General features: G+C 63.8%; 13 protein-coding genes. 6 read left to right on the plus strand and 7 right to left on the minus strand.

The window, feature by feature from the left end:
- Positions 1 to 77 precede the first annotated feature (77 nt).
- Both APH36_RS20530 and APH36_RS20535 read right to left on the minus strand, forming a co-directional pair.
- Complete coding sequence (locus APH36_RS20530) at positions 78 to 1,175, minus strand: mechanosensitive ion channel family protein (protein WP_060500062.1); 1,098 nt, start codon at positions 1,173 to 1,175, stop codon at positions 78 to 80.
- Positions 1,176 to 1,247: 72 nt separating this feature from the next.
- Positions 1,248 to 1,748: a DUF4142 domain-containing protein gene (locus APH36_RS20535; protein ID WP_060500063.1), complete on the minus strand. Its 501-nt coding sequence runs from the start codon at positions 1,746 to 1,748 to the stop codon at positions 1,248 to 1,250.
- A gap of 215 nt (positions 1,749 to 1,963) precedes the next feature.
- Between APH36_RS20535 and APH36_RS20540 the strand changes: the two genes are divergently transcribed.
- From APH36_RS20540 to APH36_RS20560, 6 genes are all read left to right on the plus strand, one after another.
- The gene (locus APH36_RS20540) at positions 1,964 to 2,149 is read left to right on the plus strand and encodes a hypothetical protein (RefSeq protein ID WP_060500064.1); all 186 of its coding nucleotides are present in this window, start codon (positions 1,964 to 1,966) and stop codon (positions 2,147 to 2,149) included.
- Positions 2,150 to 2,163: 14 nt separating this feature from the next.
- Positions 2,164 to 3,489: an iron-containing redox enzyme family protein gene (locus APH36_RS20545; protein ID WP_060500065.1), complete on the plus strand. Its 1,326-nt coding sequence runs from the start codon at positions 2,164 to 2,166 to the stop codon at positions 3,487 to 3,489.
- Entirely contained in the window at positions 3,489 to 4,442 is a 954-nt protein-coding gene (locus APH36_RS20550; protein ID WP_060500066.1) for a class I SAM-dependent methyltransferase, read from the plus strand. The genes APH36_RS20545 and APH36_RS20550 overlap by 1 nt, the downstream gene beginning before the upstream one ends.
- Positions 4,443 to 4,449: 7 nt before the next feature.
- The gene (locus APH36_RS20555) at positions 4,450 to 5,556 is read left to right on the plus strand and encodes a carboxylate-amine ligase (protein WP_060500067.1); all 1,107 of its coding nucleotides are present in this window, start codon (positions 4,450 to 4,452) and stop codon (positions 5,554 to 5,556) included.
- Between the two features lie 99 nt (positions 5,557 to 5,655).
- On the plus strand, positions 5,656 to 5,793 hold the full coding sequence (locus tag APH36_RS32130) for a PSPA7_2676 family Cys-rich small protein (protein WP_177337118.1): 138 nt from the start codon (positions 5,656 to 5,658) through the stop codon (positions 5,791 to 5,793).
- A gap of 9 nt (positions 5,794 to 5,802) precedes the next feature.
- A complete protein-coding gene (locus APH36_RS20560) occupies positions 5,803 to 6,639 on the plus strand; it encodes a Ku protein (RefSeq protein ID WP_060500068.1) in 837 nt (278 codons plus the stop codon).
- A 1-nt stretch (position 6,640) separates the two neighbouring features.
- On the opposite strand, the gene APH36_RS20565 is transcribed toward APH36_RS20560, so the two are convergent.
- The 5 genes from APH36_RS20565 to ligD are packed head-to-tail and all read right to left on the minus strand — an operon-like array spanning position 6,641 to position 12,150.
- On the minus strand, positions 6,641 to 7,303 hold the full coding sequence (locus APH36_RS20565; RefSeq protein ID WP_060500069.1) for a glycosyltransferase family 2 protein: 663 nt from the start codon (positions 7,301 to 7,303) through the stop codon (positions 6,641 to 6,643).
- Complete coding sequence (locus APH36_RS20570; protein ID WP_060500070.1) at positions 7,300 to 7,899, minus strand: bifunctional 2-polyprenyl-6-hydroxyphenol methylase/3-demethylubiquinol 3-O-methyltransferase UbiG; 600 nt, start codon at positions 7,897 to 7,899, stop codon at positions 7,300 to 7,302. Before APH36_RS20570 ends, APH36_RS20565 begins: the two co-directional genes overlap by 4 nt.
- Complete coding sequence (locus APH36_RS20575) at positions 7,896 to 8,666, minus strand: PIG-L deacetylase family protein (RefSeq protein WP_060500071.1); 771 nt, start codon at positions 8,664 to 8,666, stop codon at positions 7,896 to 7,898. The genes APH36_RS20570 and APH36_RS20575 overlap by 4 nt, the downstream gene beginning before the upstream one ends.
- Positions 8,663 to 9,685 (minus strand): hypothetical protein, encoded by a 1,023-nt coding sequence (locus tag APH36_RS20580; protein WP_060500072.1) that lies wholly within the window; start codon positions 9,683 to 9,685, stop codon positions 8,663 to 8,665. Before APH36_RS20580 ends, APH36_RS20575 begins: the two co-directional genes overlap by 4 nt.
- On the minus strand, positions 9,685 to 12,150 hold the full coding sequence (ligD, locus tag APH36_RS20585; protein WP_060500073.1) for a DNA ligase D: 2,466 nt from the start codon (positions 12,148 to 12,150) through the stop codon (positions 9,685 to 9,687). The genes APH36_RS20580 and ligD overlap by 1 nt, the downstream gene beginning before the upstream one ends.
- Between the last annotated feature and the right edge of the window lie 132 nt (positions 12,151 to 12,282).

The following is a 12,282-nucleotide window of genomic DNA, read 5'->3' on the forward strand; positions in this document are numbered from 1 at the left end:
TTATAGGCCTGGCACCGATCAATCTACGAGCGGGATTCAAGTAGGACTGCCCATGCTGGCCAAAGTGCCGCTGTCGATCAAAGGGCCTGGGGCTGCTCGAGGGATTGTGGCAGTGCGGTCACCTTGATGGCACGTACCGGTACGGCAAACTTGGCACCGATCCTGTTGAAGCGCTCGAGCAGGTGGAAATTGATCGCCTGCTGAATATCCATGTAGAGGTTGTAGCCAGGGTCTCTCACGATATAGACGCATTCGAACTCCAGTGCCTCTTTGCCAAAGCCGCGCAAATGAGCGCGGTCAAAACGCACCTGCTGTTGGGCTGTGATCGCCTCTTCGACGAGGGCGGGCGCCTGTTTCACCGCCTCGGTGGGCGTGTCATAGGACAAGCCGAACTCGAACACGATGCGTCGTTCCTGCAAGCGCTTGTAGTTCTGGATCGTGCTGCTGATCATGCTGGCATTGGCCATGACGATCTGCTCGCCACCCAGGCTGCGGATCCGCGTGGTCTTCAGCCCCACGTGCTCCACCGTACCGGCCAGCGGCCCGATGACGATGAAGTCACCGACCTCGAACGGTTTGTCGACGGCAATCGACAACGAGGCGAACAGGTCACCCAGGATGTTCTGCACGGCCAGGGCGACGGCAATGCCGCCCACACCCAGGCTGGCCACGAAGGCGGTGATATTGACGCCCAGATTGGACAGCATGGCCAGCAACACCACCGACCACAACAGCACGCGCGCGCCCCAGGCCGAAAGCGTGGCCAGCGCACTGCCTTGGTATAGGCCGTCGGCGCTGTGCCGGCTGAAGTAGCGGGTCAGGCCCAGCGCGATGGCGCGATTGACCCAGAGGCCGATCTGCAGGGCAGCGACCACGAACCACAAGCTACTGACCCGGCCCAGCCAGCGCTCGGGCAGGTCCAGCATGCTCAAACCCACCAGCAGCGAAGCGAGCAGCAGCAGGCTGTTGCTGGTGCCGGCCAGTACCTTGGCCAGCACCTGACTCATTGCCCCGTCATGTTCGGACCAGCGCTGCACCCGGCGCATCAACAGGCCGATGACAGCTCTGGCAATCACGAACGTCAGCACGGCAACGCACAGCGCTACCAGCAGGTTGAGGATGGAAATGCCGAAGAATGTGGTGTCGGTGAACAGTTCGATGATTCGATCATTCATGGGGAGCCCACCTCCAGATGGCTCAAGGCAGGGCCGCAGGGCGGCCCCTGGGATTGCGCGGTGACGTGTGGGTTACTTGCCGTGGGTGGCTTGCAGCGCCTTGGCCTGTTCCAGATGGTGCTGCAGCGTTGGCAGCTTGTCGTTGGCGAAGGCCTTCAGCTCCGGCTTGTCGGAGGAGGCGGCCTCTTTCTTGAACAGTTCCACGGCCTTTTCGTGCGCGTCGACCTGGTTATTGACGTATGACCGGTCGAACGACTCCTCGCGCCATTCGAGGATCATCTTCTTCACCTTGTCGGTCAGCGCGGCTTCGTCGGGCACGCTGATGTCCAGCTTGCGGGCGATATCACCGAGTTCCTGGTTGGCTTTGGTATGGTCTGAGACCATTTGCTGGGCGAATTGCCTGATGTCTGCGCTCTGGCTCTTTTCCTGCGCCAGGTTGCCGGTGACCACTTCGGCGATACCGGCTTCAGTGGCCGCATCGACGAAATCGTCCGAAGACGCTGCCTGTACCTGCAGCGAAGCCAGGCCCATCAACAGGGTAACGCCGGCGATTTTCAAGAATGGTGTGTTCATGTCTCACTCCTTCGTTCTGTTGGCGCGACCTCAATGTCGCACTCGGTTGAACCGCAGGTGCGGGTGAAGGTTTAGTTTTTCTTGAAAACAGGGCCGCCGTGGCAGCGCAATCTGCGTTCTCGGGCACCGCTCATCCGCTATGTCGTAATCAGAACGAATTCAGGAGGACGGGTGAGACTCGTTGGTTTAGGTCTTTACAAAAACGAGTAACCATCATGAAAAACAACCTGATCGCCCTGTTGCTGTTGACTGCCAGTTTCTCGCTGCTCGGAGGGTGCTTCGACCGCGACAGTGATCATCCAGCGAAGGATGCCGACCCAAGCAAACCGTCACTTCAGATGCAGCAACCCAGTGACCCTGCAACTAACCCTCCAGCTGAGACCAAACCGCAGAATCAATGAGTGAGGTACAGGGCATGGTGGCGACGACAAAGGCAGGTATAAGGCCTCACAATGCCGACTTAGGGCTGGAACATCGCTATCGAGCGCTACTTGAGGGCCCGGAGCCCACCACCGAGGCCTGGCTGGAGGAGCAACTGCGTCTGGCCCGTGCGCTTTGCGACGACCTGCCAGATGATCCTGGGCTACTCCCGCAATGGGCCGATAACCATGCGGGACGTGTCGCCAGCGAGCATGCGGCCTACCTGGAACAACGGCGTCAGGGCGGCCCCCGTCGTTTTTTTGCCAATCGTGCCCATGCCTTGTGGTTTTTGCAGCAAGTCGCGCCGACCAAAGCGGTCGACGGCGCATGGCTACACGGAGCCCTATGGCATTGGCAGGACCCGCGCTTCCATGGGTTGATCCGCACCTTCCTCGAAGAACTCGGAGACGGTGACCCACGCTGCAATCACGTATTGATCTACCAGCGCTTGCTCAGTCGTCTTGGTTGCCTGCAGGAGCCATCGCTTGACCCCGCTCGCTACCTGCGGGGCTCGTTGCAATTGGCGCTCGGCCAGCACTTCGAGCGTTTTCTTCCAGAAGTGATCGGTTACAACCTGGGTTACGAACAGCCCCCCTTGCATCTGCTGATCACCACCCACGAGCTGGCCGAGCTGGGTATCGACGCCCATTACTTCCAGTTGCATGTGACCATCGATAATGCCGCCAGCGGCCATGCGCGCCGTGCCATAGAGAGCTTCACCGAGCTGATGCGGGATGAGCAACCCGCCTTTTACGAGCGTGTCAGGCATGGCTACCGTCTTAATAACCTGGGGATCGACACGCCGTCGTTGATCGCCTCGTTCGACCTGCGGGCCGAGTTGCTCGGCGCGCTGGAGCGCAAGCGCATCTATGGCCAGTGCATGCATTCTGACCGTTGTCGCCTGCAAGGACGCACCATCAACCAGTGGCTTGCCGAACCCGGCGCGATGCCTGATTTTCTGGAGGCGCTACAGGCTCAGGGTTGGATCAAGCGCGACACCGATCCCCGCCAAAGCCGCTTCTGGTCGCTGATAGAAGGCCCTGTAGCGGCCATGTTCGGTGTGTTCGATGCTTATGAAAAGCAGCTTTGGCATGACTGGATCGCCGGAGACTGGCAAGGCGCAGAGATCCGTCGGGTGCCGCCAGGGCAGTGGGAGCACGCCTTGCAGTTGGCAGATGAAACACCCCTTGCGCCGCTGGCTGCAGACATGGCTGCGTTGATCGAAGCGATGGCTGGCAATCGGCATGCTACCCCGCAGGGCCTGCACGCCACCCGCGCGTTCATTCAGGCCACCGGCCTGATGCAAGGAGGGCTCTACTGATGCTGCTCGACCAGGACCAGATCCGTGCCGATGAGGCCTTGTTGCAGTTGGGGCGTCGCCTGCGTGCCGACGGCTATCGTTTCACCTGTGTGACGCCGGCGACCCAGACCAGGGTCAATGCACGGGCCGATGCGCAGCAGGCGCGTACCCTGCGTGATGTGTTCGGCTGGAGTAGGCCGTTCGCCGCGTCACTGCTCAGCCCCGATGAACTGGCGCAGCTGCGCCTCGCTGGCGTGCTGGAGGCCCAAGGTGCGCTGTGGCGCAGCACTGTGCGCTGGTCCAGCCTGGACGACCTGTTGCTGGTACATGCTGCCTGGCCAACGGACAGCCGTGACGCGGTGTTCTTTGGCCCCGACAGCTACCGTTTCGCCCAGCTGATACACGATCATTTGAGCAGCACGCCCGAGCGCGTGCAGCATGCCGTAGACATCGGCTGTGGCAGCGGTGTCGGGGCGTTGCTGATCGCGCGCGCCGCCCAAAACGCTCAGGTTTGCGCCGTGGACATCAACCCTATGGCATTGCGCTACACCGCCATCAATGCCGCCTTGGCCGGTGTGGCCAATGTTTCGGTCGAGCGCAGTGACCTGCTCAATGACATCGCCGGTACGTTCGACCTGATCGTCGCCAACCCGCCGTACATGCTCGACGCCGGACAGCGCGCCTACCGCCACGGCGGCGGCGCACTGGGTGCCGAGCTGTCGCTGCGCATCGTCGAGCAAGCCCGGGAGCGCCTGTCGCCCGGGGGCACGTTGCTGCTGTACACCGGTGTCGCGATCGTCGAGGGGCGCGACGCGCTGCTCGAAGCCATGCGGTTGCGCCTGGCAGGGCCTGCGTTCAGTTGGTTCTATCGCGAGCTGGATCCGGATGTATTCGGTGAGCAATTGCTTGACCCCGGTTACGAGCAGGTCGAGCGCATTGCCGCCGTGGCCCTGACCGTCACCCGTCGCGGCTGATAGCGTCGTGGCGCGGGAGTGCACGTTTGGCATCGAGGAAGAATACCTGCTGGTGAAGCTGGCCACCGGGCAGGTCATGGCGGCTCCGTCAGCAGCCGTGGCCCGCTGTTGTCGGGATGCGCTCGGCCCTTGGTTCGCCGAAGAAATGTTCCACAGCCAGATAGAGATCGCTTCGCCGGTTTTCGACACGTTGCACCAGGCGCGTGAGTTCTTTGGCGAGCGGCGACAGCGCCTGGCCCAGGCGCTGGCCGATGAGGGCGCCGGGCTGTACGGCGCGGCAAGCCACCCCAGCGCCCAGTGGCTGCGCCAACGCCCACGTGGCTCCCCGCACTATCGCCAGTTGTTCGACGATTACCAGCTGGTGGCCCGGCGCAGCCTGTTGAATGGCCTGCACGTGCACGTTGGCGTACCGGTGGGCATCGATCGTATGCGGGTGATCAATCGGGTGCTCTACTGGCTGCCCTTGTTATTGGCGCTGAGTACCTCGTCTGCGTACTGGGGCGGTGAGGATACCGGCTACATGAGCTACCGCCGCGCAGTGTGCGGGGAATGGCCGCACATGGGGCTGCCAGAGCCGTTGCCGGACTGGAGTGCGTACCAGCGCTACCGGGCATTGCTGCAACGTACCGGCAGCCTGGCCGAGGACGGCGACTTCTGGTGGGCGATCAGGCCCTCGCGGCGGTTTCCGACGGTCGAGCTGCGTATCTGCGATGGCTGCCCGCGGCTAGAGGATGCCATGGCTGTCGCCGGCCTATTTCGCCACCTCGTCGAGAAGGCGCTGGCCCGCCACGATGACCCCGCCAGCCGAGAGATGCGCTGGGTCACCCAGGAGAACTACTGGCGCGCCCTGCGTCAGGGCCGCCTGGCCACCTTCATCGGTGTCCACGCGCAACAGCCGGTCAGCGCCGAGGGCTGGCTGATGCAGTTGCAGCAGCAGTGCCCGGCTGACACCGCCGATGCTGAGCGTTCATTCAATCAGGCCCGGCACATCCTGCGCGAGGGCAGCAGCGCCGATCGCCAGCGCCAGGCCTACGCACTGGCCCGTGAGCAGGGCCTGGATAGCCGCCAGGCGATGCGCGCAGTGTACGGGCAAGTGATGAGTGACTTTCGGTAGGTGGCCTGATGGCTGTCCGGGAAATCCGTATAAACCTTCTCGGCGCCGCGTAGTCAGTCTCAGTAAGGGCCCGTATTTCTCGGGCCAGGGAGGTGGCTGATGAAACTCGTCTGCTTGCTGCGAGGCTGCCAATGGCGCAGCCTGGTGGTGTGTGAAGTCGCCGGGCTTCACTGCCAGTGTTGCGAACGCTGTGGCGCGCTGCGCTACAGCCAGCCCGGTCAACCTTTCAATGTGTAGGAGCGGACCATGGCCCGGTCAATCTGGAAAGGCGCGATCAGCTTTGGCTTGGTGCACATCCCCGTCTCGCTGAATACCGCCGTGCGCAGTGAGCGTGTGGACTTCGACTGGCTGGACAAGCGCAGCATGGAGCCGGTTGGCTACAAGCGGGTGAACAAGGTGACCGGCAAGGACATCGACAAGGAGCACATCGTCAAAGGCGTGGAGTACGAAAAGGGCCGCTACGTGGTGATCAGCGAGGAAGAAATCCGCAAGGCCAGGCCCGAGGCGACCCAGACCATCGACATCTTCTCGTTCGTCGATGCCGGCGACATCCCGCTGCAACAGTTTGATACCCCTTACTACCTGAGCCCCGACCGTCGTGGGGGCAAGGTCTATGCCTTGCTGCGCGAGACCTTGCACAGCACCGGCAAGGTGGCCTTGGCCACCGTGGTGCTGCACACCCGCCAGCACCTGGCCCTGCTGCGCCCGCTGGAAGATGCACTGGTCTTGATCACCCTGCGCTGGCCGGAAGAGGTGCGCGGGCTGGATACCCTGGAACTGGACAAGAGCGTGACCGAGAGTAAGGTCGATAAGCGTGAGCTGGACATGGCCAGGCGCCTGGTGGAGGACATGAGCGGGCAATGGACGCCCGATGAGTACCATGATGCGTTTCGCCAGACCATCCTCGACCTGGTGGAGGAGAAAGCCAGCAAAGGCAAGATCGAAACCGTGGACAAAGGCGAGCGCGCGACGGCTGAGAAGGGCGCCAACATCATCGACCTTACCGAGCTGCTTAAACGCAGCCTCGGCGGCAAGACCAAAGCGAAGAAGCCGGCGGCCAAGCGACCGCCCAAGGCTTCATGAGTTACGCAAGCGGTCCCTCCAGCCTCTCGAGATAGTCCCCAAAACCCTCGCGCGCACGGCTGTCCACCCGGCTGCTGGTGGCCACGCTGTGCGCTGCGGTCCAGACGATCTGTGCGCCGCTGGCTTCCAGGGCCAGCACCAGTTGCACATCTTCATGCGCCGGCAATGGCTGGAAGCCGCCCACGCGCTCGTAGGCCTTGGCGCATACACCGAGGTTGGCGCCATGGATATGCCGATGCCCTTCACGGGCCTGATAACGGCTGCGATACAACTGGCGTAACGCTGCGTTCTGCCAGGGCTGCCAGCGTTCGATGTGCACCGTGCCGCACACCGCGTCCGCGTGCCATTGCAGCTGTGACACCAGCCAATGCCTGGGCACGCGACTGTCGGCGTCGGTGAAGGCCAGCCACTGGGCTCCGCGCTCGATCATCCACGTCGCGCCCAGGCGCCGGGCGATGCCGACGTTGCCGGCCTCCAGCTCCAGTGTATGCACGCCATGGCGGCGGGCGATGCGCGCGCTGGCGTCGACACAGCGGTCGAGCACCACCAGGACCTCGACTGCAATGCCCGCCGTTTCGGCTTGGGCCACCGCCTGCTTGACGGCAGTAAGGCAGTACCCAAGCCGACGGGCTTCATTGTGAGCGGGAATGATGACGGCGATCATGGGCAGATCTCGTCGAGGTCGACGACACTGGGCTGACATGACCAGTACTCGAGCAGGAAGTCTGCCTCCTCGTGGCGCAGCAGCGGATACAGCGGCAGATGCCGGGCCAGCAGGGCGTGGACCTCGCGGCCATCCTGCGGGCAACCGGCGATGGGATGGCGCCAGTGGCAGGCCAGCAAACCACCGTCATACGCCAGGCTGGCCACCGACTGCTCGATCACCTGCAACCAGTCGGTGGGGTCCAGGTAGTAGCCGATCTCACTGAGCACGATCAGGTCAAACTGACCGCCCGGCCAGTCGCCGGGCAGGTGGCCCTGTTCGACATGGGCGTGGCTCACGCCTGCAAGCCGCTGACGGGCCAGGGCCACGGCGGTCGCGTCGATGTCCTGGCACGACAGGCTGGCGCAGCGCTCGGCCAGCAGAACGCTCAGCTCGCCGTTGGCGCAGGCCGGCTCGAATACGCGCTCGTAGCATTGGCGCGGCAGGCTGGCCAGGGTCAGCTCGCGCTTGCGCCGCTCGTACCAACGGGTCCGAAAGGCCCAGGGGTCATCGCTACCGGCATACAAGTCGGCGAAGTACTGTGCGTCCAGGCTCATGTTGCCTCCGTTGACAGAAAGATCAGCTCGAATGGTTGCAACAGGCAAGCCTGCAGCTGTTCTGGCACAACCGGTGGGCGGTCACCATCGGGCTGCAACTGGCTGGCATGGGCGGCAAGGGCTTGGCGCTTGAGCGCCAGGTGCTCATCGCCCAGCTGCAGGCGGTGAGCCCGGGGCCAGGGCAGGCGCGGGTCATCGGGGCTTGCCCAGTGCCAGGCCCAGACCGGGGCCTCAGCCAGTTGTACGCGCCTGGCTTGTGCCGCCTGGGCACAGGCGCGACCTGCTGCTTCGTGGTCGCAATGGCCGTCGCCGCGCCACGTGGTCAGCAGCAGGTCGTCAGGTTTGAGCAACTGGTTCAGGTGGTTGACCAAAAAGGCTTCATCGTGGGGCAGCGCGCCATCCTTGAGGTTGAGTCGTCGCCAGTCGAGGCGGTTGAGGTCCAGCCCAAGCAGTTGCAGGGCATGGCGGCTTTCCAGTGGACGCTGATGGCGCAGGCGGCGCTCGGGCCATTGCGAGGAATGCGGGTGGCTGCCCTCGCCATTGGTGGCAGAAACCAGCAGCACGTCCTGTTCTCGTCCCTGGAAGCTGGCCAGCAGCCCGCCGGCCATGAGGATTTCGTCGTCCGGGTGCGGAGCCAGCAGCACCAGGCGCCTTCCGGGTGGGCATAACTGCGCAGGCAGCGTCCAGCTGGCGCGGGCCAACTGAGCAGAATGCTGCCAGGCACTCCAGGGGGTGCCTTGCGCAGCCTGTATCAAGTTCTGGCTCATAGTTGCCATGCTCCCGCCGGCAGGCCGGTCAGTTGCCGGCCCAACTCGGCCAGGTCGCGTTCGGCATGGCTCTGGCGTATGTATACCGGCAGGTCGGCACTGAGCCGGGCGAAATGGCTGCTGCAACAGAACGGCGTGGCACCGAGCGCCCGGCCAGCATGCTGAGTGACCTGCTCGACCGCCTGCTCGACCTGGGCGCGGGTGCGCCGCACCTCGAAGCTGGCGTCGTCCTGCGGGTGGAGGTCGATCCAGGTGGCGCATTCGCGAAGGGCGGCACGGGCACCGTACAAGGCTGCATCGATTGCGCCCAGATGCGCATCGGCATGCGGGTCGCGGCGGGGTTTGCGGCACTGTTCGTGAAGGTAGCCGGCCAGGGCCTCGGCGGCGCCATACCAGCAAGCGGCGATACCCGCGCCGCCTTGCCAGAAGCCAGGCCGGGACAGGTACTGGCCGGGCGAACCGATGGCCAGCCCTGGCGAGTCGTCGAATTCGATCACAACGCTGCGGGTGGCGGCCATGCCTACGGCCTGCCAATGCTCGGCCTGGATGCGCTGGCTGGGATGAGGCAGTTCGATAGCCACCAACTGAGGCTGGTCGTCCTCCCAGGCAGTCAGCAGGGCACGGTCGATCTGCAACGCGCCCGAACACCAAGCCTTGCGGCCTTGCAGGCGTACGCGTTCACCGTTCCGCTCGACGATGTAGGCCCGGGCATCCGGCGGCTCGGCGGCCCACACGCCCCAAATGCCGTTGCAGGCATGCTGGGCGGCACCGCATTCGGCGAGGATCGCCAAGGCGTCGGTATGGCCTTCATAGAGTTTGGCCAGGCTTAGATCGCAACCGGCGACCCGCGCCAGGACGCGCCAGCGTTCGAGCGTGCAGCCCTGGCCGGGCAACGGGAGTACGTCGAGCCGTTCGCCGTGCAAGGCCTGCATCAGTTCTATTAGCGAAGCGTCGCGCTCGATGGCCTGCAAACGGTGAGCAAAACGGTGTAACAACGAATCGAAGTGGGTCAGTTCCATTATGCAATACCCAACTGCTTGCGCATACGCAACGTGATCGACTGGCGTGTCTTGCCCATTTCGGCCCACGGGTCTTCGACCTGTGCAAGCCGCGTGTGAAGGTTGCCGATGTTCCACTGGTTGGCACCCTTGAGCTGGCTCAGTTCCTCCCGCCAGATCGGCACCGACACCGGCAGGCCCTCGCGGGCCCGCAGCGAGTAGGCGGCGACGGTGGTGGCACCCTTGCCGTTACGCAGATAGTCGATAAAGATCCGCCTGACCCGGTTCTTCGGCCCGGACACGGCGCTGAGACGGTCAGGGAACAGCCCGGCCATGTGGTTGACCAACGCACGGCTGAAGTCTTTCACCTCGTCCCAGCCGGCGCGTCGGGTCAGGGGTACGACGAGGTGCATGCCCTTGCCGCCGCTGGTCTTGAGAAACACCTTCAGGCCCAGTTCGTCGAGCAGGGTAAGGGTCAGCTGGGTGGCCTCGAGCATGGCTTTCCAGGGCAGCGCCGGGTCAGGGTCTAGGTCGAGGACAAAGCGGTCGGGTTTATCGAAATCCTTGGTAGTGGCATTCCAGGTGTGCAGTTCAAGCGTGTTCATCTGCACCGCGCCCAGCAGGCTGTCGGCGCGGTTGAGCACCATCGCCGCTTGGCCGGCCTGGGCCTTGTTGTAGCTGAGCACCTTGGGGATATGCAGCTGGCCGGCGTTTTTCTGGAAGAACAGTTCGCCGTCCAGACCGTCCGGTGCCCGCACAAGGGCTACAGGCCGGTCCTTGAGCTGTGGCAGCAGCCAGTCGGCGACCTGAGCGTAGTACTGGGCGACCTCACGCTTGGTGGTACCGGTGGTTGCGTCGACCACGCGGTCGGGGTGGGTCAGGCGCAGAGTGCCCAGGTTCTCGGGTTCTGTCTGTGCTGCGCGCTTGGTGGGCATTGCTCGCTCCAGGTCGATGGCGGTGGCAGGTTTATCGTCACGCAGGCCGTGGAACACCGAATGACGCACGATGCCTTCGCGGGTCATCTGGGCATAGGCGACCTCTGCCAGCAGCTGTGGCTTGAGCCAATGCACGCCGCGCGCTTCGGCACCGGTAGGTGGTTTCGGCAGGGGCGATCGGTCGGTTTGCAACGGCTTGAGGCGGGCGTGAATGCTATCCAGGGTGGCCGCGCTGAAACCCGTGCCGACCTTGCCGGCGTAACGCAGTTGGCCGCTGCCGTGGTCGTGCAGGGCCAGCAGCAGGGCGCCGAAGCCGTTGCGGCTGCCTTTGGGGTCGGTGTAGCCGACGATCACGAATTCCTGGCGCTGCTTGCACTTGAGCTTGACCCATTCGCTACTGCGCCGGCCAACGTAAGGGCTGTCGGCACGTTTACCGATCAAGCCTTCGAGTTCCAGTCGGCAGGCGCTGTCGAGCAGTGACTCGACGGGCGCCTCAAAATCGGCGGAATACCTGAGTACCTGCGATGCATGGCCTTCCAGCAACCGGGCGAGGGTTGCACGGCGCTGTTGCAGCGCCAGTGCTCGCAGGTCCTCACCGCCCAGCCAGGGCAGGTCGAACAGGTAGTAGGTGATGCGCTCGTCATGCTCGGTGTCGAAGGCGTTCTGCAAGGCCTGGAAGTCGGCCACGCCGTTGTCGTCGACCACTACCATCTCGCCGTCCAGCCATGCCGAGTCGAGGCCCAGGGCCTTGAGCGCCTCGACCTGCCGGGGCATCTTCGCACTCCAATCGTGGCCATTACGGGTAAACAGGCGTATGTCGTCACCGTCGATACGCGCCAGGATGCGGTAGCCGTCGAACTTGACTTCGTAGCGCCAATCGCCGCTTGGCGGGGAATCGACCAACGTGGCCAGTTGCGGCTGGAGCGTATCCGGCAAGGCTTTGCGGCTGGCTCGCTTGTGCCTGGCAGTGGTCGCCTTAGCCGGGCTGCGCGGGGGCAGGGTGCGCTCGCTCAGCACGCTGTCCGGCAGGGCCTCGACAATGCTGTAGTCCGTTTCACTGCGCGCCTGCCCGTCATGGGACTTGACCAGCATCCACTGCTCTTTCTTGCCTGCCAGGTGAGTGCGGAACAGATTCCAGACCCCTGACAGTTTCTCGCCCAGCAGGCGAAAGCGCAGCTTGCCCTTTGCGTAGGCTTCGCGCGGGTCGCCTTCGGGCTCCCACACACCCCGGTCCCAGACAATGACATCGCCGGCGCCGTAGTGGCCTTCAGGAATGCTTCCTTCGAAGTTGGCGTAGTCCAGCGGATGATCCTCCACGTGCACTGCCAGGCGCCGGACCTTGGGATCCAGTGAGGGGCCCTTGGGGATGGCCCAGCTCTTGAGGGTGCCGTCGAGCTCCAGGCGAAAATCGTAATGCAGGTGGCTGGCATTGTGCTTCTGGATGCAGTACTGCAGCGCATGGGCCGAGCGGGGATGGGCGCGTTTACCAGCCGGCTCGGGCGTGGCATTGAAGTCGCGCTTGCGCTGGTACTCCTGCAGGGGCTTGGCCATGACGGGCTCCGGAAGGGTTTGCGGGTCTCAGGATTGGGAGGTGGCGGCGCAGCGAGGAGTTCAAAAAAAGCGAGGGTCCGGGGCTGACAGAAACTCTGAATCATTTGCCGTCGGCGAGAGTCGACCGAGTGA

This window comes from Pseudomonas sp. NBRC 111133, assembly GCF_001320605.1.
Taxonomy (GTDB): Bacteria; Pseudomonadota; Gammaproteobacteria; order Pseudomonadales; family Pseudomonadaceae; genus Aquipseudomonas; species Aquipseudomonas monteilii.

What these genes read in the sequence shown, in the direction of transcription:
- APH36_RS20530 (WP_060500062.1), bottom strand. Translation starts at nt 1,175, where the DNA reads ATGAATGATCGAATCATCGAACTGTTCACCGACACCACATTCTTCGGC.
- APH36_RS20535 (WP_060500063.1), bottom strand. Translation starts at nt 1,748, where the DNA reads ATGAACACACCATTCTTGAAAATCGCCGGCGTTACCCTGTTGATGGGC.
- APH36_RS20540 (WP_060500064.1), top strand. Translation starts at nt 1,964, where the DNA reads ATGAAAAACAACCTGATCGCCCTGTTGCTGTTGACTGCCAGTTTCTCG.
- APH36_RS20545 (WP_060500065.1), top strand. Translation starts at nt 2,164, where the DNA reads ATGGTGGCGACGACAAAGGCAGGTATAAGGCCTCACAATGCCGACTTA.
- APH36_RS20550 (WP_060500066.1), top strand. Translation starts at nt 3,489, where the DNA reads ATGCTGCTCGACCAGGACCAGATCCGTGCCGATGAGGCCTTGTTGCAG.
- APH36_RS32130 (WP_177337118.1), top strand. Translation starts at nt 5,656, where the DNA reads ATGAAACTCGTCTGCTTGCTGCGAGGCTGCCAATGGCGCAGCCTGGTG.
- APH36_RS20560 (WP_060500068.1), top strand. Translation starts at nt 5,803, where the DNA reads ATGGCCCGGTCAATCTGGAAAGGCGCGATCAGCTTTGGCTTGGTGCAC.
- APH36_RS20565 (WP_060500069.1), bottom strand. Translation starts at nt 7,303, where the DNA reads ATGATCGCCGTCATCATTCCCGCTCACAATGAAGCCCGTCGGCTTGGG.
- APH36_RS20570 (WP_060500070.1), bottom strand. Translation starts at nt 7,899, where the DNA reads ATGAGCCTGGACGCACAGTACTTCGCCGACTTGTATGCCGGTAGCGAT.
- APH36_RS20575 (WP_060500071.1), bottom strand. Translation starts at nt 8,666, where the DNA reads ATGAGCCAGAACTTGATACAGGCTGCGCAAGGCACCCCCTGGAGTGCC.
- APH36_RS20580 (WP_060500072.1), bottom strand. Translation starts at nt 9,685, where the DNA reads ATGGAACTGACCCACTTCGATTCGTTGTTACACCGTTTTGCTCACCGT.
- ligD (WP_060500073.1), bottom strand. Translation starts at nt 12,150, where the DNA reads ATGGCCAAGCCCCTGCAGGAGTACCAGCGCAAGCGCGACTTCAATGCC.